This window comes from Micromonospora matsumotoense (assembly GCF_900091525.1).
GTDB lineage: Bacteria > Actinomycetota > Actinomycetes > Mycobacteriales > Micromonosporaceae > Micromonospora > Micromonospora matsumotoensis.
The window spans coordinates 328024-351458 of the sequence record NZ_FMCU01000005.1; the positions used below are offsets into that span (position 1 = coordinate 328024).

A 23435-nucleotide genomic window follows, 5' to 3' on the forward strand; every position below is an offset into this window, starting at 1 on the left:
CCTCGCGCCCGTACTCCTGCCTGGAGTGGACCGAGGTGGACGGGGGAGGCGAACGGTGAGCACCCTGACGGTGAGCGAGGCCACCGACCGGGGCCGGCACCGGGGGCGACGCCGGGGCGTGACCCCGGCCGGTGTCCTGACGGTGGTGCTGGTGGTGGCTGGGCTGGCTGCCGGCGGTGCGGTGGTGGCCCAGCGGCAGGGCGTCGACCTGGGCGCTCTCATCGGTGACGTCCGGCGGGAGCCGGTCCGGCCGCCCGCCGCCGCGGTGCCGCCCGTGCCGACCCGGGCGGAGGCGCCCGTCCCGCTCGGGTCCGCCGCCGCGCCCGCCCCGGCGGCGCTGCGCTATCCACAACGGGGGACCGGCACCTGGCGGACGGCGACCGCCCAGGGCGCGGTCGCCGGGCGGGACGGCCAACTGCTGCGCTACCGGGTGGCGGTGGAGGGCGGCATCGACGCCGTCGACCCGGAGCGGTTCGGCCGGGAGGTGGCGGTGGTGCTCGCCGATCGCCGGGGCTGGACCGCCGACGGCCGGTGGCGGTTGCAACGGGTCGGTGCCGACAGCCCGGCCGACTTCACCGTGCTGCTGACCACCCCGGTCACCCGGGGTGAGCTGTGCGGGGACCCCTCGGACCGGTACACCTCCTGCCGCAACGGCGACCGGGTCGTGATCAACGTGGCGCGCTGGGCACGGGGCGTACCGGACTTCCGCGGCGACCTCGCCACCTACCGGTCGTACGTGCTGAACCACGAGGTGGGGCACCGGCTGGGCCGGGGTCACGAGCGGTGCCCGGCAGCGGGCGGGCCGGCGCCGGTGATGCAGCAGCAGACCCTCGGCCTGCACGGCTGCCGGCCGAACGCCTGGCCGATGGCGGGTGGCACCCTGTTCACCGGCCCCGCCGGCGAATACGACGACCCGATCCCGGCCGGCGACTGACCCCTCCCGCCGAGCCCGAGCCCGAGCGCGCCGGCCCCGAGCCGAGCGGGGCACGGCCGACGTCGACCGGACAGGGCTGAGCGTGTCTGAGCCGGGCGCTGATCAACTCAGGTGGGCCGATGTTGCGGTGTTCTGAGCGATCGGACACCGCAACATCGGCCCCCTGCAGGCGATCAGCGCCGGCCGGCGGGCCAGGGCGGACGTCCCGTGCGGCCGGGTCAGCGGCGGGGGAAGGAGGCCCAGATGTTCTTGGTGCGGTCGGTGGCGTACCAGCCGACCTCCAGGGAGACCGCCATGGCGATCTGGAGTCCCCGGCCGCCGGCCCCCATCGGCCGGGTGTCGGACAATTCGGGGATGGTGCTGAGGTCGTGGTCGGCGACGTCGAGGATGAGCGACTCGTCGATGGTGAGCAGCCGAATGACCGTGGGCGGGATGCCGTGTTTGAGGGCATTCGTGGCCAGTTCGGTGGCGACCAGGGCGATCAACTCGGGGACCTCGTCGAGGCTCTGCCCGTCGAGGAGCTCCTCACCGGTGACGGCCTCGTGCAGGGAGGCCCGCAGGGCCCGCAGGCCGGCGGGATCGGCCAGTTCCCACCGGCGCAACTCGATGGCCTCAGGCGGGGGCGGCGAGGTGAGAAGCGGTGCCATGATCTCGGTTTACCCTGCGTAGCGGTCACCTATGCCCGGCCCGCTGTCGGGGATTCGTCCTTTCGGGCGCACCGGAACGCGCCACCGCACAAGCCCACGTCGGAGCCCGCTGCGCGGTGACCCGGGGCCCCGGCCCGGTGCCGGGTGGAGTGTGGTTCGGGCCACTGTCGAAGGTGGTGTGCCAGGCGGGAACGGGTCGCCCTGCGCCACCGCGCCGAGGATCGAGAAATCATCCGATTCGGGGCCTGCGTCAGCCCTTGCGGTCGCGTAAAGTCCGCAAACTGAACGGGCCATGTCGGCGACGGAACGCCCCGCTAACGGGTGCCCGTCCGCACGGTTGGGCGCATCCCCGCGCCGGCTCGCGGACCGCCTCAGGAAGAGCCATGACCGCCAGTACGAATGCCCCCAAGGTGACCGTCGTGGTCCCGGCGTACAACTCCGGACCGCACATCGAGAAGCTCGTCACCTCGTTGCTGAGCCAGTCACTGCCGGCCGGCGAGTTCGAGGTCATGTTCGTCGACGACGGCTCCACCGACTCGACCGGCGCCCGGCTCGACGAACTGGCTGCCGCCCACCCGCACTTCCGGGTGCTGCACATCGACAACTCCGGCTGGCCGTCACGCCCCCGCAACCTCGGCGTCCAACACGCCCGGGGCGAGTACGTCTTCTTCGCCGACGACGACGACTGGTTCGGCGAGGAGGCGCTGGAACGCCTGTACGCCTGCGCCACCGCCCACGACGCGGACCTGGTGGTCGGCAAGATGGCCGGGCACCGCCGTTCGGTGCCGCGCGAGCTGTTCCGGCGCAACCGGTTCGACGCCACCCTGGAGAACACGCCGCTGATCGACAGCCTGACCGCGCACAAGCTGTTCCGGCGCTCCTTCCTCGTCGCGCACGACCTGCGCTTCCCGGAGGGCAAGCGGCGGCTGGAGGACCACGTCCTGGTCACCCGGGCCTTCTTCCTGTCCCGGCGCACCTGCGTGCTGGCCGACTACGTCTGCTACCACCACCAGCGGCGGGTCGACGCCGGCAACGTCACGGCCACCGCGCTGGAGCCGGCCGGATACTTCGTCAACCTGCGCGAGGCGCTCGACATCGTCGACGCGCACACCGAGCCCGGCCCGCTGCGGGACCGGCTGCACCGGCGGTGGCTGCGCAACGAGATGGTCTCCCGGCTGCGCGGCCGGCGGTTGCTCGACGCGCCCGCCGACTGGGTGGACCAGTTGGTCGGCGAGGCGCAGCGGGTGATCCGGGACCGGTTCGCCCCGGGCGTCGCCGCCGGTCTGCCGCCGCTGCAACGGATCATCTCCCGGCTCATCGAGGAGGGGCGCACCCCCGACCTGCGTCGGCTCGCCCAGTGGGAGGCGGCCGTCCGGGCGGCCCCCACCGTGCAACGGGTCGTGCAGGACGGCAGCACCCTGACCGTCACCCTCACCGCCGAGCTGTTCTTCGGCGATCAGCCGCTCGTCCTCACCGCCGACGGTGAGCAGCGGCTGCTGGTGATGCCGGTCGACGACGTGCCGGCCGACCTGCGGGACGCGACGAGCCGGATCAAGCAGTCCAAGCTCGACGTCATCGCCCGGCGGCGGGACACCCGGGAGGAGTTCTTCGTGCCGGTCACCGGCACCGTCGAGCTGGTCCCGGCGGGCGACGGCACGCTGCGGCTGGTCCAGCACGGCACCGCCCGGCTCGACGTCGGCGCGCTCAACGGCGGCCGGAGCAGGGGCACCTGGGACCTGAAGGCCCGGGTCACCTGCTGTGGCTGGACCGAGGACGCCGCCCTGCCGGTGGCCTTCCGCTGCACCGCCGACGGTGCCCGCCCGGTCGCCGTGGCGCACCAGGACAGCCTGCGCTTCCGGCTGCGCCGGGCGGTGGCCCGGCGGGTACCCGAGTCGATCCGGCGGGCGATCCGCCGCTGACCCGGCGGGTACGACCGCGCGGGCCACCCGCCCGCGTGTACCGGGCCAGCTTCTCGCGGCCGTGCGTACCGCCCGCCCGCGTGTACCGGGCCGCCTCCTCGCGGCCGACCTCGTCGGTCGGCCTGATCACCGCGTCCCACCGCCCTCGTGCTCCGAGCCGCGCCCGGGAACCGGTCCGGAAGGCGTCCGTCGCGCCGGACCGGCGGATCGGGCAGCACACCGTGACCGCCGTCACCGGTCCGCCGGTCGGCGTGAAGAACACGTCAAGAAACCGTGGCTGCCCGTCACGGTCGCGTTATGGACCCTGCCCCATCGGACGACAGCGCGTGGTGATTGCCCGGCGTGGCCGGAAGGCGGTCACGGCGTTCGGGTCCGGTGGAGGGAGTCCGCGTGTCTGACGTGGTGTTCGTGCTGGTGACGGTGGTGCTGTTCGCGGCGCTCGCCCTCGTGGTGAGGGGCGTGGAGAAGCGGTGAACGCCGTCAACGCCGTCGGCCTGGTGCTGGCGATCGGTCTGGCGGTGTTCATGGTCGTCGCGCCGCTGTTCCCGGAGCGCTTCTGATGACCACGGCCACTGTCATGACACCCATGGCCACCCCGGGTACGACGACAGCCGGTGTCGTCTTCGTGTTGTCCCTCGTGGTGGCGCTGGTCGCCGCGTACCGCCCGGTCGGCGACCAGATCTACCGGGTGGTCGCCGGCACCCGGCAGTCCCGGGTCGAGCGCGGGGTGGTCCGGCTGGTCGGGGTGAACCCGGCCGCCGAGCAGTCGTGGGGCGTCTACGCCCGCAGCCTGCCGGCCTTCTCCGCCGTCTCGGTCCTGTTCCTCCACGCCTTCCCGCGGTGGCAGGACCACCTGTGGCTGTCGCTGGGCTTCGGCCCGGTCGGTCCGCACGGCGCCTGGAACACCGCCGTGTCGTTCGTGACCAACACGAACTGGCAGTGGTACCCGGGTGAGTCGACCATGGGCCACCTGGTGCAGATGGCCGGGCTGGCGGTGCAGAACTTCCTCTCCGCCGCGGTGGGCATCGCGGTGGCGGTGGCCCTGGTCCGGGGGTTCGCCCGCAGCCGTACCGGCGAACTGGGCGACTTCTGGGTGGACCTGGTCCGGATCACGCTGCGGGTGCTGCTGCCGGTGGCGGTGCTCGGCGCGCTCGTGCTGATGCTCGGCGGCGTGGTGCAGAACCTCTCCGTCGGCACCGACGTGACCACCCTGACCGGCGGCGGTCAGACCGTCACCGGCGGCCCTGAGTGGCCGCGCCGCTCTCAGGCCGCGCCCCGGCCGAGCGCCTCGGCCGCCACCGCCCCGACGACCACCAGACCGTCGGTGTTGCTCTTGCGGCTCGACCCCCGGATCACCATCACGGACGACACCAGGTTGCCCCGGGCGAGGAAGGCGTCGCAGGCGACGAAGTCCGTCCCGCTGGCCCGCTCCGTGGGCGTGCAGAGGACATGGAGCGCTCCTGTCAGTCGTACGTAAGGCAGCATCGTACGAAGACATCACCGAGCGTCGCTGTCCCCCTTCCTATCCGAGGCTGAGCCCGATCGCCAGGGCGACGACGGCCAGGAGCGGGGGGACGAGCTGCTTGAGCGCGGCGCTCGCCTTCGTGGGTGCCGAGATCAGCAGCACCAGGCCGGCGGCGACCATCGAACCGGCGCCGACGAAGACCAGGGTCGCGCCGACGGTGTGCGCGCCGACGGCGTAGGCGACGATGCCAACGACGATCGCGACGGCCAGGAAGAGGTTGTAGAAGCCCTGGTTGAAGGCGAGCTGCCGGGTCGTCTCCGCCTCCTCGCGGCTGGTGCCGAAGACCGCGCGGGCGCGGGCGGTCGTCCAGACGACGGACTCCAGGTAGAAGATGTAGACGTGGATGAGGCCGGCGATGCCGGCCAGGATGAGCCCTGCGACGACCATGACGCTGCCTCCTTGGTACGCGCGGACGGAGATGTCCGCCACCGTCATTCTTCCTGCCCGCCGTATCCCCGAATCAGGTGGTGGCGGGTTTCCCGTGCGCCTCCTACGGTGGGGGAGACGTGGGGGAGGTTCAGATTGGTCGACGCGGGTGACGCGGTGCGTTGGCTCCAGCTCGCCGCGCCTCGCGGTGGGCCGGACGACCTGCCTCTGCTGGTGAACCGGGCCGCGCCGGCCGTTGACGCCACCGAGATCGTGATCTACCTGGCGGACTACCAGCAGGCCAGCCTCGTACCGCTGCTCGATGCCGGCCTGGACCGCGAGGCGCTGCCGATCGAGACGACCCTCGCCGGTCGGGCGTTCACCGGTCTCGACGTGCAACGCGCGGCCGACAGCCCGGACCGGATCTGGGTCCCACTGCTGGTCGGGTGCGAGCGGATGGGCGTGCTGGAGATCGTCTCGTCGGCCGCCGGGGACCCGGCGATGAACGAGGCGGCCTGGGAGTTGGCGACCTGCGTCGCGCAACTCGTGGTGAACCGCCGACCGTACGGCGATGTGGTCGAGCGGCTGCGGCGTCGGCTGCCGATGCAGGTCGCCGCCGAGATCGTCTGGGGCCTGCTGCCTCCGTTGACCTTCGCCACCGACGACATGCTGCTCACCACCATCCTCGAACCGTGCTACGACGTCGGCGGGGACATCTTCGACTACGCGCTCAACGGTGACGTGCTCAGCGTCGGGCTGTTCGACACCTGCGGGCACGGCATCAAGGCGAGCACCCTGGCCTCCCTGGTGGTGAGCGCCTACCGCAACGCGCGCCGCTGTGGCCTCGACCTGGTCGACACGGCGACCAGCATCGACAGGTGGGTGCGCTCCGAGCACCCGCACATGTTCGCCACGGCGCTCCTGGTCGAGCTGGAGCGGAGCACCGGCCGGCTCCGAGTGATCAACGCCGGTCACCCGGGCGCGTTGCTGCTGCGCGACGGCAAGGCGATCCGGGAGCTGCCGGGCCCGACCGCGCTCCCGCTCGGCCTGGGCCACCTGGCGACCCACCGCCCCGAGGTGTACGAGGAGGAGCTGCACCCGGGCGACCGCATCCTCGCCTACACCGACGGCATCACCGACGCGCGTGGCGTCGACGGGGAGCGGTTCGGGTTGACGCGTCTCGTCGACTTCGTCAACCGGGCCCTCAACGACCAGCTGGCCACCCCGGAGACGATGCGCCGGCTGGTGCGCGCGGTGGTCGCCTACCAGTCGGGACAGCTCGACGACGACGCGACGGCGCTGTTGCTGGAGTGGCGTCCACCGCACGCACCGCTGTCCCACCTGCGCGACCGCACGACGACCGGCCTGTGATTCTGCCGTTCCCCAGGTCCTTCCAGGCAGGCGGCCTGCTGAACACAGTGCGCTGACCGGGGCGGCGTGTGCGCCGCGGATGGGAATCCAGCGGCGCACACGTAACGCGTTGGCTATTTACACGTTGAGTGAGATTAGGCGACCCATTTAAGCCAGAGGACGGACATTGCCAGATCACCCCAACCTGCGCAGTGAGAGGTGATGACGGCAAGGATGGAGTCGTTCAGCGACTCCAAAAGGTGGAGTGAAGAGGCGGCGGCGAGAAGGTCAAGGGCGACCGCGAATCCCATGACCCAGAGGCTGAACATGAAGCAAGATCCTAGAGGGCATTGAACATGAAAGGGAAGAGCCCTCACTTTAAGGCTATTGTCCAACATATCCCTTTTATTGGTAATTAAAATGAGTAAAATACTGTTATGCATTGATGTACAAAAAATGGGGAAATATGTTTCTAGTGGGTCTCCCTATCTGGCGGGAGTGCCTCGAAGGCGTTGCCCCAGCGCGCTAGGCTCGCCAGCAACGGCAACGCGAATCATCTATGTCTGAATCGTGGGAGGTCGGGCGTGGAGGAGCAAATAGCCCTCGCGGTCGCGACGGCGCTGGCGACCAAGGGTGCCGAGGCGTTCGGAGCAGGGGCTCGGGAGGCGATCGCTTCCTTGTTCCGTCTGGTCCGCGACCGGTTCGGTGCGGGCACCCGGGAGTCGGTAGTGCTCGACGGTGCGGTGGAACATCCGGAGGAGCAGTGGCGGCAAACCGCGCTTGCCTCGGCCCTGGCTGAGGTGATGGCTCGCGACCCGCAATTCGCCACGGCTCTCAAGAGTGAATGGCACCGGCTCGCTGGACCGAGCATCATCGCTGCTCAGGGGCAGGTGGCCAACCACTTCAGCGGGACAGCCGAGAAAGTGGTGCAGGCCCGCGACGTGCGGGGGGACATCGTTTTCTAGCTCCCACCGATGGGATTTGCGGCGGGGCGGGTGGGGGCGCGGACGATTGGCACAGAATTCCTACGGAGCCGAAAGCGTGCTGCCGTTCGGCACCTCGAACGAGCAGTCGGGAAGCGTGACCGGCCTGAGTGTCCAGGCCGGTGCCATTCACGGCGGAGTGCATTTCATCGGTGGTGCCGTGGAGCGTCTGCCGATCCCCCGACAGCTACCTACCCCGTCGCCGAATTTCACCGACCGGGGGCGTGAGCTGTCGGAGTTGGACGACCTTCTCGATCAGGGGGGAAATGTCGTCGCCGTGCTGTGTGGGCCGAGTGGCGTGGGTAAATCGGCCCTGGCGAGGCAGTGGGCCCACGGCAGGCAGGCCAGTTTCCCTGACGGGCAGCTGTACGTCGGGCTGCGCGGGTTCAGTGATGATCAGCCGTTGGACCCGGGGGTGGCGCTGGCGGCCCTCCTGCGGGCCTTGGGGGTGGCGCCGGACCGGATTCCGCTGGACCTGGCCGAGCAGGTCGCGCTGTACCGCACGGTGACCGCGAACAAGTCCCTGTTGGTGCTGCTGGACGACGCCTTCTCGGCGGGTCAGGTCAGGCCGTTGTTGCCCGCTTCGACGTCGGCGGTGGTCCTGGTGACCAGCCGCCGCCGGTTGACCGGGTTGCTGCCCGAGGGTGCGCGGCTGCTCGACGTGGGTCCGTTGTCGGCCCGGCAGGCGGTCGAGTTGTTGGGCCGGGCGGTGGGCCGGGAGCGGATTCTCAGGGAGTCCGAGCCGGCCGAGGAGTTGGCGGGAATCTGCGGCGGCTTGCCCGTCGCGCTCCTGGTGGCGGCGGGGCGACTGGCCTCCCGTCCCAAGTTGACAGTTCGCCGGATGGTCGCCGAGTTGGCCGACGAGGCACAGCGACTGGTCGGCCTGTCGTTGGAGGACGGTATGTCGATCAGAACGATGTTCAATTTCTCGTACCAGGCGCTGACGTCGGAGGCGTCGGCGTTGTACCGGAGGCTGGCCCTGCACCCGGGGACGGAGTTCGGCATGGATCTGATCACGGCAGTGGTCGGGCCGGATCGGGACCAGGTGCCCCGGGTCGGTGCGGTGGTGGGCGAGCTGCTGGACGCGAGTTTGCTGGAGGAGGTCGCCGAGGATCGATTCAGGTACCACGACCTGATCCAACTGCATGCCCGTGAGCTGGCGGAGCAGCATGACCCGCAGGACAGTCGGCAGGCGACGGTACGCACGATGCTGGAGTTCTACCTTGCCGCTGCCCACCGCGCGGACCTGGTGGTGACCCCCTACCGACGGCGGCTGCCGTACAGCTATCAACGGACCTTTGCGGGGCCACCCGAGTTCTCCGACCGGGCCGCTGCGCTCGGCTGGTTGGAGCGGGAGCAGAGCAACCTGATGGAGGCCGGCCGGGTAGCCCTCGGCCTGGGCCACCACGAGCTGGCCTGGCAGCTCAGCGACGTGATGTGGCCCCTGCTGCTCTATGTGAAGAACTACCGGGACCGGCTGGAGATCGACGAGCGCGGGGTGCAGGCCGCCCGGGCCTGGGGGAACGTGTGGGCCGAGGCGGACATGCTCAAGCGGCTGAGCCGGGCGTGTGGCCACGTCGGTGACCAGGAGGCGGCCGAGCGGCACGGGCGGGCGGCGGTCGACCGGTATCGGCAGGCGGGCGACGTTCAGGGTGTGATCGACGCGGAGGAGGGGTTGGCCACCCTCTACGCCGAGACCGGCCGGGAGGAACTCGCGGCGGAGGCGTACGCCCGGGTCCTGACCGAACGGCGGGCGCTGCCGGACGTGCGGAGCGTGGGGCTGTCCTGTCTCAACCTGGGCATGCTCCGGACCCAGACCGGCCGGCCGACCGACGCGCTACCGCTGCTAGTGGAGGCCGGGGGGATCTTCGCCGAGCTGGCCGAGGTCGACCCCTACAACACCGCCCGGGTGCTGGTTGCGCTGGCTGATGCCCACCTCGGCACCGGTGACCTGGACGCCGCCGAGAAGTCCGCCACCGAGGCGGCAGTGCGGATGGCCGAACTCGGCACGGACAGCGAGCGGGCAGAGGCGGTGTACCTGCTCGGCCGCGTCGCCGGGCGACGCGGCGACGTCGAGGCCGCCCGCCGGCACTTCCGGGAGGCCGCCGATGTCTTCACCGCGCTCGACTCGCCCCGGCTGCCCGACGTGCTCCGTCGGCTCGACGAACTGGCCGGCGGCGTGGGCGAGCAGTAGCGCGTCCAGGATGGTGCGCTGGTGGTACAGGGTTCCGGCGACCCAGCGGGCGTGGAGCAGTTGAGCCGTGGCGGTGAGCAGTCCGACGGTCGGTGGGCCGGTGGCGGCCAACCGGCCGAGGCGCAGCGGTGGGCCGTTGCGTACGCCGACGGCGACGTCGCCCGACGAGGTGCCGACGACGGCGAGGGCCAGCCCGGGGTACACCGTGAGGAGGCTCGCGCCGACCTCGGCCGGGTTCTCGGAGTCGATGACGGTCACCACGACGTCGGCCAGCCGCGCCGAGCGGGGTGCCGGCCGACCGGTCAGGAGCGCCACGACGACGGCTTCAGCTGGCGAGGTCATGGCCGACCCTCCCACAATTCGGTTGCGGCACCGGCACCGGGCCGCTCTGCCGGTGCCGGCCGGGTTCGATGAGTCGGAGCAGGCGGTACATGGTGCGCCGTAACAGCACGCCGGCCTCCCCCGGCCGGCCGGTCAGCGCGGCCATCACCGCCTGCTGGTCGATCTCGCCGGCCGGGGCGAGTTGGGGTGCCAGCGGGCGGTGTGGGTCCAGTCGGGCGGCGGTGGCGTCGAGCAGATGCTGGGGCGTGCCGGCGGCGGGCAGTGAGCGCAGCCCGGGTAGCAACAGGACCCGTCGTCCGATCGCGGCGGCATAGGCGCTGACGGAACCGTGGTCGCCGATGACGTGGTCGGCGGCGACCACCGGTCCGCGCCAGTCCTCGGTCGGATCGGGCAGCAGCAACCCGACGTCGAGGCAGTCGCGGAGCCAGGCCCGGATCTGGCGGTGTCCGTGTGCGTCCCAGACCGCCGGGTGCAGCAGCGCGGCGACCCGGTACCGGTCCGGTGGTAGCTGCGCCATCAACTGTGGAAGCAGATCGGGCCAGTGCCCGAAGACGCCGTCCCGACCCCAGGTGGAGGAGACCACGACGAGTTCGTGCTGCTCGTCCACCCCCATGCGGCGTCGGTAATCCGGTCGCCAGGGAAGGCTGGCGACGAGCCGGTCGATGCAGGGGTCGCCGACGACCACCGCCGCCTCGACCGCTTCCGGGCACTGTCGGCGCAGCACGTCCAGCTCGTGGTCGTGGGAGAGGGCGAGGGCGGTCGGGAGCACCCGCCCGCCATGGGTCAGCCGCTGCGCGTCGAGGCCGTACACCGGCGGGTCCGCGAGCACCGGTCCGCCGTACGGCCCGGGTCTCACCCGTTTGCCGTGTCCGGCGCCGTGGGCCATCACCAGTAGGGGCGCGTGCAGTTGGTGCAGTCCGCCGTAGGCGGCGGCGATGCCGAGGTCGAAGCGCTCCCGGACAGCCTGGTGCCAGGGCAGGACGAACGCGCCCAGCCGGTCGAGGAACCCCTTCACCTGATGGTTGAAGACGTCCGGCGCCACGGTGAAGACCAACTGCACCCGGGGGTCGCTCTCGACGTACTCGACCACGTCCAGCAACCGCTGGCAGCTCGCGATCGTATGGGTCACCACGAGCACCGTCCGGCAGCCCGCCCGGCTTACCCAACGGTTGGCGTCGATGCCGACGGGGGTGGATGGCCATTCCAGCGACGTCATTGGTGTCCCTCCTGCACTGAATGTGGACGGGATTCAGCGTCGAGGAGCTGGTTGCGGATCACCTTGCCGATCGCCTTGCAGTGGCCTTGCAGTGAGCTGGGAAGTGGAATGTCTGATTTTGGACTCTACGTAGAAATATCTGATGACCTTGCTCGGATGGAACAAGAATTAAATAGTCAGGTGTCGATCAAGAATATGCGGGGGCGGTGCTGATGGAGTTCTCGATTCTGGGTCCTACCGAACTCACAGTCGAGGGGCGGTCGATCCCGCTGGGTGCGGCGAAGCAACGCGGCCTGCTCGCCATCCTTCTCTATCACGCCGGAGATCCGGTACGGATCGAGACGATCGTGGAATTTCTATGGCAGGGCTCCGGTGTCGACGCCCGCCGCCCGCTGCTCTACACGCTGGCCAGTCGGTTGCGGGCGGTCCTGCGAACCGTCGGCCTACAGGACGCCCTGGTACGGGTGCCCGGAACCGGCGCCTATCGGCTGACCGTTGATCCGGAGTTGGTTGACTACCACCGCTTCCTGCGATTGACCGCCGAGGCGCAGCAGGCAATTGGTCGGGATCAACATGATCGGTGTGTCGCCCTGCTCAGCAGAGCGATCGAGTTGTGGCGGGACGACCCCCTTGCCGACCTGCGTGGCGCGCGGTGCGAACACCTTCGGCGGGATATGCGGGAGAAGCAATTCAGGGCAGCGAAGCTCTTGGCGGAGAGCGAGTTGTCCACCGGGCAACACAACCGCGTGTTGACCCGACTGGAGCCGATGCTGATCGAGAACCCGCTCGACGAGGGCCTGGCCCGATTGTGGGCCACCGCCCTGAACGCGGCCGGTCGTACCTACGATGCGCACGACTTTCTGATGGCCTACCGTCGCCGCTATCGCCGGACGATGCGCACTGACCCTGTGCTGGACGTCGCGGATCTCCTGCCCGGTGCGCCGGCCAGAAACCACCTTGCCGCTGTGGACGGGGCGGCGGTGCCGGTGCCCCGGCAGTTGCCGAACGACGTGCCCGACTACACCGGGAACACCGGGCTGCTGGACGAGTTGGACGCCCTCGCTGCCGACGGTGGTAAGGCAAAGGTGGTCGTGCTGACCGGGATGCCCGGGGTGGGCAAGACGACCCTTGCCGGACACTGGGGACACCGCCGGCAGAGCTGGTTTCCCGAGGGGCAGCTGTGCCTCAACGCGGAGGCGCACGGCCCGGTGTCGCCGGTACGTCCGCAGGAGGCGCTGCGCCGCTTTCTGGTCGCCCTCGGTGTTCCGGCCGACCGGGTACCCGACGACCCGGACCGACGCGTCGCTCTCTACCACCGGCTGATGGCGGGGCGGCGGATGCTCGTGGTGCTGGACAACGTCGTCGACTCCGACCAGGCGCAGCAGCTCCTTCCCCGCTCCGATACCAGCCTCACGATCGTGACCAGCCGTATCCGGCTTCGCGGCCTCGGCGTCCGACACGGCATCCGGAGCCTCACCGTCACACCGTTGTCGGGTCCGGAACGCCACCGGATGCTCAGCCGGATCATCGGGCCCGAGCGCGCCGACGCGGAGCCTGCGGCGTTGGAGACGCTGGCCCGGCTGTCGGGCGGGCTGCCGCTCGCGTTACGGGTCATCGGTGAGCACGTCGGCTCCCGGCCCGAGGCGCGACTGAGCGACCTGGCCGACGAACTGGCGAACCGGCTGCTCGACATCGAGGGTGACGAGACCGACGAGATGACCCTGCGGACGGTCTTCGCCTGGTCGGTCAACGCGCTCGCCCCGCTGCCCGCGAGACTTTTCCTCCTCCTCGGCCTCTGCCCGAGCAGCACCATCGGCGTCGAGGCGGCGGCGGCGATGCTATCGGTGGACGCCGCCGAGGCTGAGCGTGCCCTCGACCGACTGGCCCGGGCGCACCTGGTCAACCACGACACCGTCCGCCGGTATCGGATGCACGACCTGTTGCGCAAGTATGCCGCCGACCGGGCCCGGGTGGACGAGCCGGCCGAACAGCGGCGGGCGGCGTTGCACCGGCTGTGGGAGTGGTACCTGCTCACGGCTTTCCAGGCCGTCAGCCGGCTGGAACCGGACCGGTCACCCGTCCCCGACCTGCCCGAGCCCGGCGGGGTGACCCCGATGACCTTCACCTCCGACGGTGCCGCCCTGCGGTGGTGTGAAGCGGAGCGGACCAACCTGCTCGCCCTGGTCCGGAGCGCCGCCGCGGAGGGCTTCCACCGGCACGCCTGGCAGATCGTCGACACGGTCCACGAGGTCTTCGACCGGTCCGGCAGCCAGGAGGACATGCGGGAGATGCTGGAGATCGCCCTCGAAGCCGCGACCGTCGAGGGGCACGACCTGGGCCGGTTGGGGACGCTCGCCAACCTCGGTACCACCTACTTCACCCGCCACGACCACCAGCGTGCCGGGGCCCTGTTCGCGCAGGCGCTGCAACTCGCCCGTGAGAAGGGCTTCACCGAGTTGCAGATGGTCTGCCGGCACAACCTCGCCTCGGTTCAGCTGCGGTCCGGCGCGACCAGCACCGCCATCGAGACCTTCCGCCAGGTCCTGACCGACTGCCGGGCGGCCAGGAACGCGACCGGTGAAGCAAGAACCCTGTACCACCTCGGCGATGCCTACCGTCAGCTCGGGCACTACGAGCAGGCCCGCCGTCTCTATCAGCAGGCTCTTGCCATCTGTGACCGGATCGGCTCACTGCGGGGGCAGAGCCTCAACCACGTCGGGCTCGCCGGGCTGGGGCTGGACACCGGTCAACCCGAGACCGCGCTGGCACAGACCCGGATGGCTCTCGATCTGCACAACCGGGTCACCGACGAGAGCATCCGCTGTGACGCCCTCACCATCTCGGCCGAGGCCCAGCTGCGCCGGGGCCGGCACCACGAGGCGTTGGCCGAAGCGACCCTCGCTCGGGCCGTCGGTGACGAGCTGGCTGACCCGGTGCGTACGGCGCGGGCCCTCGCTGTCCTGGCGGAAGCTCTCAGCGCGACAGGCGACCACGAGAGTGCCGCCAGCCGGGGTCGGGAGGCCCTCGACATTCTTGACGACACCAACGATCCGCAGCGGCAGACCCTTCGGGACCGACTCTCCGCGTACCACGATCACCGGGGGCGGTAGGACGAGCCGTGCCTGCGACGCGGCGCGGCCGGGGCCGCCGAAACGGTCCCGGCCGCGTCTCCTGCGGGGTCACCCGTCGAGCGGCTTGATCCAGATCTTGCGGTACTGGACCGGGTTGCCATGGTCCTGGAGCCGGATCGCGCCGGCCGCCGGACCCTCCGGCCGGCTGCCGCCGGTCGGTCCCAGGATCTCCACGTCGTCGTGCACGGTGACGCCGTTCCACACCACGGTGACCCGGGGGTTCGCCACCTTGGTGCCGGCCGCGTCGTAGCGGGCCTGCCGGTACTCGATGTCGTACGTCTGCCAGGTCTGGGGCGGTCGGGCCGCGTTCACGTCGGGCGCCTTCTGGGTGTAGATGGCGGCGGAGTCGTTGTTCTGCGGCGGGTCGACGCCGAACGAGTCCAGCACCTGGATCTCGTAACGGTCCTGGAGGTAGACCCCGCTGTTGGCGCGCTGCTGCCCGGTCACCTCCGGCGGGTAGAGCGGCAGGTTGAACTCCACGTGCAGCCGGAAGTCGCCGAACGCCTGCACGGTGCGCAGGTCGCCGCCGCGTACGGTCATGGTGTTGCCGGCGAGTGTCCACTCCGGCTCGCGCCCGTCGGTGTGCTGCCACTCGGTGAGGTCGCCGCCGTCGAACAGGGTGATCCGTTCCCCGCGCGGCCGGACGGCGAGCACGTCGAGGTTCACGTGCCCGGAGTCCGCGCTCTCCTTACGGTATTCGACGATGTTGCGGCCCCGCCGCAGGTGCGCCCTGGTGGTGACGGTGCTCCACTCCTCCCAGGTGACGGTGGACGGGAAGACGGTCTGCCCGATCCGCTTGCCGTTGACGTACAGGCTGAGCTGCTTGGGGCCGGAGAACGGGTTGGGGCCGTTGCTGAAGCGCATCGCCAGGTCGTGGTTGCCGGCCTCGGGCACGTCGACGGAGATCCGGGTCGACGAGCCGTCGTCGGCGAATCCGGCGGCGAAGCCGGCACCGGAGTAGGCGGCGTGGTCGGTGGCCATCCCGACGCCGACGGTACGACCCTCCTCGGCCTCGAAGAAGGTCTGCGGCTGGGTCACCCGGCCGGGGATCTCGTTGAGCGTGTACCAGGCCTCGGTGTTCCACAGTTGCTCGCCGTCGGCGGCGGAGAACGGGCGCGGGGAGCGGACGTGCACCACCCGGTTCTCCTTCAGGCCCGGGATGCGCAGCCGGACGGTACGACCGTTGGCCGCCAGCACCGCCCGGGTCACGGTGAGCTTCTCCAGGTCGAGCTTGGGACCGCCGTACTGGCTGGTCGCCCCGTAGCGCCACTGCGTCACCTGGTACGCCTCGGCGAGCCGCCCGGCGGTCTCGGCCGAGATCGGCTCGGTGTACTCCAGGTCGAACCCGTTGGCGGTGGCCCGCATCTGCTTGACCTCGAACGTCGAGGTGCCGTTGGGGGTGAGCTTCTGCAGGCCGTAGCTGAGCTTGCCCTCCTGGCCCCAGTTGCCGCCGGCACCCACGCCGCCGACGTAGACCGCGCCGTCGGGGCCGAGGGCGACCTCGTTGACGCCGGCCTCCAGGCCCTGCGTGTGCCGGAACACCGCCCCCTGGTACTGCCCCTCGACCTCGTCGAGGTACACCCGTTGCAGGCCGCCGTAGGTGACGTCACCGACGACGAGCTGCCCGGCGTACGGGCCCTGCGCGAGCAGCACCGGAGTGGACGGTGAGTTGCCGACCTCGTTCTGCGGCAGCCAGACGATCGGCCGGGTCACCGGCTTGTCGTCGAACGGCCCGTCGGGGCTGGTGTAGTGGTTGAAGAACGCCCCCTGCTGGATCTGGACCAGCTTGGACGCGGGCAGCCAGCCACCCTGGTTGTCGGTGACGAGGACCTCGCCGCGCGGCCCCCAGCCGATCCCGTTCGGGGTGCGCAGGCCACCGGCGACGTACGTGATCTCGCCGGTCCGGGCGTTCACCTTGATCGAGGTGCCCCGGTGGGGGGCGGGCTGCGGCACGGTGGTGGCGCCGCCCTGGTTGATCGCGACCGACAGGTTGAGGTGGAAGAACCCGTCCCGGTGGAGCAGGCCGAAGGCGAACTCGTGGAAGTTGCCGCCCCAGGGCCAGGTGGCGACCGTACGACGGTCGTCGGCGACGCCGTCGCCGTCGGTGTCCCGCAGCGCGGTCAACTCGTGCTTCTGGCTGACGTAGACGGTGTCGTCGACCACCGCGACGCCCTGCGGCTCGCGCAGCCCGTCGGCGAACCGGCGGTAGGTCACCCGGTCGGGGCCGGTCGCACCGGTCGCGCCCTCGACCAGGTAGATCTCGCCGGTCGCGTTGTCGGTGCCACCCCAGGTGCTCATGACCAGGTCCCCGTCGGGGCGGAACGCCATCCCGGTGACCTGGGGCCGGAATCCGTCGGGGCGCAGGTCGGTGAGGGTGTAGCCGGGGTGCACCCGGTCGAGTGGCAGGCCGTCGCCGGCCGAGTCGGTGGCCCCCTCGCAGTACTTCCAGCCCGGCGCGGTGACCCGGACCACCCCGGCGTCGGTGCTCAACGCGGAGTTCGGGACGAGAATGAAGTCGGCGGCGCCCGGTGGCCGCCATTCGAGCCGCAGCACCTGCCCGCCGCCGTCGTCGAAGTGCGCGATCCGCAACGGGTGCAGGCCGGCGGTGAGGGTGGCCGACCCCTCCTTGGCGGTTTCGCCGTGCAACCCGTCGTGGTCGACGACGACCGTGTCGCCGATGGACAGTCGGGAGCCGTCGTCACTGGTCAGGCGGAAGGCGTAGGTGCCGTCGACTGGTGCGGCGAGGTTGGCGGTGACGTGGCTGATGAACCGGTCGGCGAGCCCGAAGTCGTCCGTGCTGGTCCAGTTGACCTGCGGCATCAGCTTGTCGACGTTCGGTGTCTGCGCGGCCTTGAGGGTGCACAGCGCGGACAGCGGGGTGCCCATGTCGTACGAGCGCAGGGTGACGCCGGGTTCCTGCGGCGGGAGGTCGGCGGCGGGCGCGGCGGTGGCGGGGGTGACGGGGACGGTGGCGAGGACGGTCGCCAGGGCGGTGCCGGCGGCCACGAGCGCGGGTCTGCGACGCCAGCGACGCCGGTGCGGGGTGGTCATGGTTCCTCCAGTGGTGGTGGGCCCGGCCGGGGAGGGACCGCGCCACTTTCTCCCGATGGCGGGTCGGTATGGAACTCGTCACACCAAAGATTGATCGCAGACGCTAGCACTTTGGATCGATTCGGGGAAACTTTTCGATGAAAGAGCAAAAGTGGCTCCGGGTGGCCTGATTCCACCGGCTCGTGGGCTGGTGGGGGTGCCGGAGTTGAGGCACTATGCCCATGGACTCTGCGCAGCTCAAGCCCGGACTGGTAGGTGAATCGTGCCGCTGCCCCGTCGCATGGTCGTTTCCGGTGTGGTCGCCACTGTCGTCCTGGGCACGGCGGCGGGCGCGATCCTCTGGGCGGGTCGGGACGACCCGGGCTACCAACCGCCGACGTCGCACGTGGTGCAGCCGGGAGCGCCCGGCCAGCCGGGCCGGCAACTGTCCAGCACCGACCTGGCGCAGGTCTCGCCGCCCGGGTTCACCGCCGCCGACAGCCTGTTCATCCAGGGGATGATCCCGCACCACACCCAGGCCCTGGCGATGACCGCGCTGCTGGCCGGGCGCACCACCAGCCCCGACGTGACGCTGCTCGCCAAGCGGATCGAGGTGTCGCAGGGCGACGAGATCGCCCGGATGCGGAGCTGGCTCGCGGAGCGGAACGTGCCGACCGCCGGCCCGCACGGCGGCGCGGGGCACGACGCGCTCATGCCGGGGATGCTCACCGCCGCGCAACTCGACCAGCTCAAGCAGGCGCGCGGTACGGAGTTCGACCGGCTCTTCCTCACCGCGATGATCCGCCACCACCAGGGCGCACTGACCATGGTGGAGCAGTTGTACGCGGGCGGCGGCGGGCTGGAGCCGGCGAGCGACCAGTTCGCCCGCGAGGTGAACGCCGACCAGGGCATCGAGATCCAGCGCATGCAGCAGATGCTGGCCAAGCTCGGCTGAGCCACCGCCCAGTCCCGCGCAGGCCCGGCTGCGGCCCCGGCCTGGCCCGCGCAGGCCGGCCCGCCCCCGCGCAGGCCGGCCCGCCCCCGTGCAGGCCGGCCCGCGCCCCCGCGCAGACCGGGCTGCGCCCCCGGCCTGGCCCGCGTAGAACGGCCTGGCCCGCATGGGCCGGGGCCCGCCTCCAGGGGCGACGTCCGCTCGTGCATGAGAAGGCCGGGGCCTGCCCAGCATTGCTGGGCAGGCCCCGGTTCTGCGCAACCCGTCGGTCCGGCCGGACCGGGCGGGTTACCTGTCGAGCTGGTCGATCAGCGCCTGGGCGTCGCGGACCAGCAGGTTGCGCGCGCCGACGGCGTTGAGGGCACGGGCCTGGTCGAGGAAGGTGGTCAGGTGGGTGACCGCCTCCGCCGGCTGGCCGGCGGAGGCCGCCGCGCCGGCCTTGCCGAGGCTGGTGGTCAGCTTGTCGGCGTTGCCCGCGCTGACGGTGCCGGCGGACCGGTAGCCGTCGACGAGAGCCTGGAGGTCGGCGAAGGACGCCGTGGTGGTGAAGGTGACGGACCGGGTGGTGGTGTTACCCGCCTTGTCCTTCGCGGTCACCACGAGGGTGTGGCTGCCCAGCGGGAGGCTGGACAGGGCGACCGTCGCCCCCCGGGCCACCCGCTTGCCGTCCAGCAGCGCGCTGTCGGGGTTGATGCCGGGCCCGGAGCCGGTGTCGGTGATCGTCCAGTCCACCGTCACCGCGCCGGAGTCACCGTACGACGTGCCGTCGGTGAGCCCGGACACCTGCACGGCGGGCGCGGTCCGGTCGATCTTGAGCCACTGGCTGCCCTGCCGCGAGGTGTTGCCGGCACCGTCGACGGCCCGGTAGCGCACCGGGCCCCTGACGTCGGCGCTGATCGTCGCGGCGCCGCTGGCCGGCACGTCCACCCAGGTGACACCGTCGTCGACGGAGTACTGGCCGGTCCACATGCCGGCGATCAGGCCGGTGAGGGTGAGCGTGACGTCACCGGTGTACCAGCCGTTGCTGCCGGTCGGCTCGGCCGGGCCCACCGTCGCGGCGACCCGGGGGTTGAAGGTGTCCGCGAGGTCCACCACGGCCTGTCGGAGCGTCCCGTGCGGTGCGGCGTCGAGCTTGTCGGCCAGCGTCCGCAGCTGCGCCTCGGCGGCGAACCGCTTGCCGTCGGCGGCGAGCTCCCCGGCCCGGCTCAGGACCGTGTCGACCTCCGCGCTCAACGACTGGTCGATCGCGTCGGCCCGGACCAGTTGGTCGTGGTAGGCGCGGACGAGCGCGAAGCTCGGCGTCCAGCTGATCTTCGGCTGGCCCTGGGCGTTGAACCCGGCCAGCTTCACCTGGCCGGCGGCCTCGATCTCGGCCGCCGACAGGTGCGCGCTGGGGGTCAGCTTGAACACGTCGAAACCGCGGGCGATCTCGTTGCCGTAGAGGTTGCCGTTGTACCAGTACGCCGACCAGTAGCCACCCAGCACGAGCGAGTTCGCGTTGACCGGGCCCCGGTCGAAGAACGCGATCTCCCGCGGGTGCGCCGAGTCGGTGAAGTCGAACACCGAGATGCCGCCCTGGTACCAGGCCTGCATCATGATGTCGCGACCCGGCACCGGGATCAGCGAGCCGTTGTGCGCGACGCAGTTCTCCTGGAGCGACTGGGGCACCGGCAGCTTGTAGTAGCTGGCGAAGGTCATCTTCCGGTCGACGATGTCGAAGATGGCGTTGGCGCCCCACTGCGGCTGGTCGGTGTCGCGGCAACGGGCCCCGCCGCCGCCACCCCACTCGTCGGTGAAGATCACCTTGGTGCCGTCGTTGTTGAACGTCGCCGAGTGCCAGTACGCGAAGTTCGGGTCGGCCACCTCGTCGATCCGCTTCGGGTTCGCCGGGTCCGAGATGTCGATCAGGATGCCGTTGCCCTGGCACGCGCCGGCCGCCAAGCCGATCTCCGGATAGGCGGTGATGTCGTGGCAGGCGTTGGTGTTCGGCGTGGGCGACCAGGTCGACCCGGACGGGTGCCGGGGCGTCACCGGGCCGTTCTGGAGGCCGTCGACCCGGCCCGTGTTCGGGTCCTGGAACAGCCTCGGCTGGTTGACCACGGCGGCGTTCTGGGGGGCGGCCACCGGCACCTTGATGACGTCGATCCGCCACCGCGACGGGTTCTCCCCGTCGGCGGCGTTGTTGTTGCAACCCTCCATCGTGGTCGCCGGGCGCACGGATGCCGTACCGGAGACGTAGATGTAGATGTTGTCGGCGTCCCGGGGGTCGGTCACCACCGTGTGGGTGTGCGAGCCACGGCAGAGTTGCACCCCCGCGACCTGCACCGGGTTGCGCACGTCGCTGATGTCGAAGACCCGCACGCCCTGGAACCGGGTGCCGACGTTGGGGTTCGTGCCGCAGTCGACCCGCCCCCGGGTCTCCTCGACCGACATGAAGAGCAGGTTGCCCTGGACGGAGATGTCACCCTGCCCACCGGGGCACACCACGCTGGTGACCAGGGTGGGCTCGGCCGGATTGGCGACGTCGGTGATGGTGAACCCGTTGTAGTTGCCCTGGAAGGCGTACCGGCCGCCGAAGGCGAGGTCCGAGTTGTAGTACCCGCCGTTGCCCGGGTTGGTCGGATCGACGAATCCGGCCGGCTTGTCGCGGTGCGCCACCTGTTCGAGGTTGCTGATCGCGGACTGTGCGTCGAGCCAGCCCGCGCCGAGGCCGACGCGCGGGTCGGGCTCCGCCGCCGACGCCGTGCCGGGGATCACGCCGACCAGGAGCAGCCCTGCGGCTGTCAGGCCGAGCAATCGTCGACCCCGGCGTGCCCTGGGGGTTGAGGGAGTGGTCATGTATCGCCTTCCGATCGAAGGGCCAGCCGCGACGTCCTATAGGGAGAAACGCGCCGCGTGAGTAAGGACCGTACCGATGATCAGTCGGTGGTCAAGACGCTCATGTGAGTTATGTACATGTTTGCGCGGCAAGGCGTGCGCAATCGCCCTCGGGCCGACGGCGCAGGTCACGACAGTCGTAGGAGCCGCCGGCCCGGTCCTTGCGCCAGTCGTCGAGTCGCCGCCCGGTCGTCCGCCCGCCACGCCCGGGCCGTCCGCCCGGCGGACGTCCCCGAGCGCTCGCGTTCGGTTTCTGGCACCGTGGGTACGACGTACTGCGTCATCGGATGTCCGGTACGCCTTGACGAAGGGGGTTCGCGTGGAATTCACGATGTCGACCCGCCAGGAGGGTGCCGGTACGGTGGTCGAAGTCGCCGGCGACCTGGACATGAGCACCACCCCCCGGTTGCGGGAGCGGTTACGCGAGGTGGCGGAGGGCGGTGCCCGGGTCGTGGTGGTCGACCTGAGCGGCGTCGGGTTCATGGACTCCAGCGGCCTCGGCGCGCTCGTGGTCGCCTACCGGGACCTGCAGGACCGCGACGGCTGGCTCGGCCTGGCCGGGGTCCGCCGGTCGGTCCGCACGGTGTTGTCGATCACCTCGGTCGATCAGGTCATCGGCATCTTCGACACGGCGCGGGACGCCGAGGCGGCGGCCCGGGTGTCGTGACCGTCCTCAGCCGGGCGGGACGCTGGCCCGGCGGGTGTCCGCGCCGGCGGTGCTGCGGCGCGGCCCGTGACCGTCGTACCAGTCGATGATCAGCATGGTCGCGTCGTCGGCCAGGGCCGGACCGGCGGTGGCCAGCACCGCGTCCGACAGCGCCCGGACCGCCTCGCGGGGGTGCAGGTGCGTGATGTCGAGCAGGGCGGCCGGCAGGTCGAGGTCGGCGGCGTTGCGTTCGCGCATCCCGTCGGTGACCACGACCAGCCGGTCACCGGGCCGCAGGGCGATCTCCCCGCTGCGGAAGCCCGCCTCGGGGAACATGCCCAGCGGAAAGTTGCCGGGCAGTTCCAGTGCCGTGGCCCGGCCGTCGCGGACCAGGATCGGCGGGACGTGCCCGGCGTTGAGCAGTTCGCAGTGCCCGGTGGGCAGGTCGATCCGACCCAGCACCGCCGTCACGTAGGCGCCACGGACGTTGGCGTGCTGGGCGATGGCGCGATTGGCCTCGTCGGCCTGTGCGGTCAGGCGCATCCCCCGGCGGCGGGTGTTGCGCAGGCTGCCCACCCCCAGGGTGGCGGTCAGCGCGCTGGCGACCCCGTGGCCCATCGCGTCGGTGACGCTGACGTGCAGCACGTCCCGGGCCACGCTGTAGTCGAAGGTGTCCCCGCCGACGCTCGCGGCCGGCTCCAGCCAACCGGAGAGGGTGAACGCGCCGGACTCGCAGGTGAACGAGGCGGGCAGCAGACGGCGTTGGATCTCGGCCGAGAGGGTGAACGGGGTGCTGCGCTGCCCCCACTCGAACAGGTCGGTGTGCCGCCGGTTGGCGATTATCACGAACGCCAACGCGTGTGCGGTCCGGGCGACCCGGGCGATCACCTCGGCGTCCGGCTCGTCGGGCAGGTCGATCTCCAGCAGGCCGATGACCTCGCCGCGTTCGGTGACGGGTGCGAGCAGCCGCCACCGGCCGTTCCCGGGCAGCACCTGGGGGACCTGGTGGCGTACCGCCTGTTCGTAGGGCCCGCCGTCGAAGGGCAGCACCTCGGCCGTCTCCTCGTCCTGGAGGCGGCCCGGCCCGCCGGTGCCCGATTGGTGGGTCAACCGGACCAGGGCCCGGCCGCTGAGATCGGCGATCAGCAGCGAGACGCCGAGCGCGTTCAACGCGGAGGCGATGGCCCCGGTGACCGCCTCGACGGCCTCGACCGGCGCGGCGTCCTCGGCAGACTGCAGCATCTCGGCCAGCACGATCTGCTCGCTGTCCTCCACCCGTCGAGCATAGGCACTCCCGGTGCCGTCCGCCTCACGAGTCGACAG

Annotated in this window: 15 protein-coding genes and 1 pseudogene; 10 read left to right on the forward strand and 6 right to left on the reverse strand. The window is 71.0% G+C overall.

Annotation, left to right across the window (positions count from 1 at the left end; translation table 11 throughout):
* The first annotated feature begins 55 nt into the window (after positions 1 to 55).
* Positions 56 to 934: a DUF3152 domain-containing protein gene (locus GA0070216_RS35450; RefSeq protein WP_342670724.1), complete on the forward strand. Its 879-nt coding sequence runs from the start codon at positions 56 to 58 to the stop codon at positions 932 to 934.
* Positions 935 to 1152: 218 nt separating this feature from the next.
* On the opposite strand, the gene GA0070216_RS13520 is transcribed toward GA0070216_RS35450, so the two are convergent.
* Complete coding sequence (locus GA0070216_RS13520; protein WP_091244899.1) at positions 1153 to 1581, reverse strand: ATP-binding protein; 429 nt, start codon at positions 1579 to 1581, stop codon at positions 1153 to 1155.
* A gap of 383 nt (positions 1582 to 1964) precedes the next feature.
* Here GA0070216_RS13520 and GA0070216_RS13525 point away from each other — a divergent pair, with 383 nt between their 5' ends.
* The 3 genes and pseudogenes from GA0070216_RS13525 to GA0070216_RS13535 form a co-directional block, all read left to right on the forward strand.
* Positions 1965 to 3500: a glycosyltransferase family A protein gene (locus tag GA0070216_RS13525; RefSeq protein WP_091244903.1), complete on the forward strand. Its 1536-nt coding sequence runs from the start codon at positions 1965 to 1967 to the stop codon at positions 3498 to 3500.
* A 470-nt stretch (positions 3501 to 3970) separates the two neighbouring features.
* Positions 3971 to 4060 carry a potassium-transporting ATPase subunit F gene (locus tag GA0070216_RS13530; RefSeq protein WP_091244907.1) on the forward strand — a complete coding sequence of 30 codons (90 nt, stop codon included), beginning with the start codon at positions 3971 to 3973 and terminating at the stop codon, positions 4058 to 4060.
* A 26-nt stretch (positions 4061 to 4086) separates the two neighbouring features.
* A pseudogene (locus tag GA0070216_RS13535) lies at positions 4087 to 4746 on the forward strand (potassium-transporting ATPase subunit KdpA); the annotation flags it as partial.
* A 276-nt stretch (positions 4747 to 5022) separates the two neighbouring features.
* Here the strand turns inward: GA0070216_RS13535 and GA0070216_RS13540 are convergent.
* Positions 5023 to 5412: a DUF1304 domain-containing protein gene (locus GA0070216_RS13540; protein WP_091244910.1), complete on the reverse strand. Its 390-nt coding sequence runs from the start codon at positions 5410 to 5412 to the stop codon at positions 5023 to 5025.
* A 135-nt stretch (positions 5413 to 5547) separates the two neighbouring features.
* Between GA0070216_RS13540 and GA0070216_RS13545 the strand changes: the two genes are divergently transcribed.
* The 3 genes from GA0070216_RS13545 (at position 5548) to GA0070216_RS13550 (ending at position 9918) form a co-directional block, all read left to right on the forward strand.
* Positions 5548 to 6762 (forward strand): PP2C family protein-serine/threonine phosphatase, encoded by a 1215-nt coding sequence (locus GA0070216_RS13545; protein WP_091244914.1) that lies wholly within the window; start codon positions 5548 to 5550, stop codon positions 6760 to 6762.
* A gap of 563 nt (positions 6763 to 7325) precedes the next feature.
* Entirely contained in the window at positions 7326 to 7706 is a 381-nt protein-coding gene (locus GA0070216_RS34515) for a hypothetical protein (protein ID WP_176738950.1), read from the forward strand.
* 316 nt (positions 7707 to 8022) lie between these two features.
* Positions 8023 to 9918 carry a tetratricopeptide repeat protein gene (locus GA0070216_RS13550; protein ID WP_176738951.1) on the forward strand — a complete coding sequence of 632 codons (1896 nt, stop codon included), beginning with the start codon at positions 8023 to 8025 and terminating at the stop codon, positions 9916 to 9918.
* Positions 9919 to 10243: 325 nt separating this feature from the next.
* Here GA0070216_RS13550 and GA0070216_RS13555 read toward each other — a convergent pair whose 3' ends face one another.
* A complete protein-coding gene (locus GA0070216_RS13555; protein ID WP_141723071.1) occupies positions 10244 to 11389 on the reverse strand; it encodes a hypothetical protein in 1146 nt (381 codons plus the stop codon).
* A gap of 299 nt (positions 11390 to 11688) precedes the next feature.
* On the opposite strand from GA0070216_RS13555, the gene GA0070216_RS13560 reads away from it, so the two are divergent.
* Complete coding sequence (locus GA0070216_RS13560; protein ID WP_141723072.1) at positions 11689 to 14586, forward strand: AfsR/SARP family transcriptional regulator; 2898 nt, start codon at positions 11689 to 11691, stop codon at positions 14584 to 14586.
* A 69-nt stretch (positions 14587 to 14655) separates the two neighbouring features.
* On the opposite strand, the gene GA0070216_RS13565 is transcribed toward GA0070216_RS13560, so the two are convergent.
* The gene (locus tag GA0070216_RS13565) at positions 14656 to 17658 is read right to left on the reverse strand and encodes a 3-keto-alpha-glucoside-1,2-lyase-like domain-containing protein (protein ID WP_091244926.1); all 3003 of its coding nucleotides are present in this window, start codon (positions 17656 to 17658) and stop codon (positions 14656 to 14658) included.
* 262 nt (positions 17659 to 17920) lie between these two features.
* Here GA0070216_RS13565 and GA0070216_RS13570 point away from each other — a divergent pair, with 262 nt between their 5' ends.
* On the forward strand, positions 17921 to 18592 hold the full coding sequence (locus tag GA0070216_RS13570; RefSeq protein WP_141723073.1) for a DUF305 domain-containing protein: 672 nt from the start codon (positions 17921 to 17923) through the stop codon (positions 18590 to 18592).
* Between the two features lie 285 nt (positions 18593 to 18877).
* Here the strand turns inward: GA0070216_RS13570 and GA0070216_RS13575 are convergent, their stop codons facing one another.
* Positions 18878 to 21385, reverse strand: a complete 2508-nt coding sequence (locus GA0070216_RS13575) for an LVIVD repeat-containing protein (protein WP_245722474.1) — start codon at positions 21383 to 21385, stop codon at positions 18878 to 18880.
* A gap of 400 nt (positions 21386 to 21785) precedes the next feature.
* Between GA0070216_RS13575 and GA0070216_RS13580 the strand changes: the two genes are divergently transcribed.
* On the forward strand, positions 21786 to 22133 hold the full coding sequence (locus GA0070216_RS13580) for an STAS domain-containing protein (RefSeq protein WP_245722475.1): 348 nt from the start codon (positions 21786 to 21788) through the stop codon (positions 22131 to 22133).
* A 6-nt stretch (positions 22134 to 22139) separates the two neighbouring features.
* Here GA0070216_RS13580 and GA0070216_RS13585 read toward each other — a convergent pair whose 3' ends face one another.
* Positions 22140 to 23387: a PP2C family protein-serine/threonine phosphatase gene (locus GA0070216_RS13585; protein WP_091244931.1), complete on the reverse strand. Its 1248-nt coding sequence runs from the start codon at positions 23385 to 23387 to the stop codon at positions 22140 to 22142.
* Between the last annotated feature and the right edge of the window lie 48 nt (positions 23388 to 23435).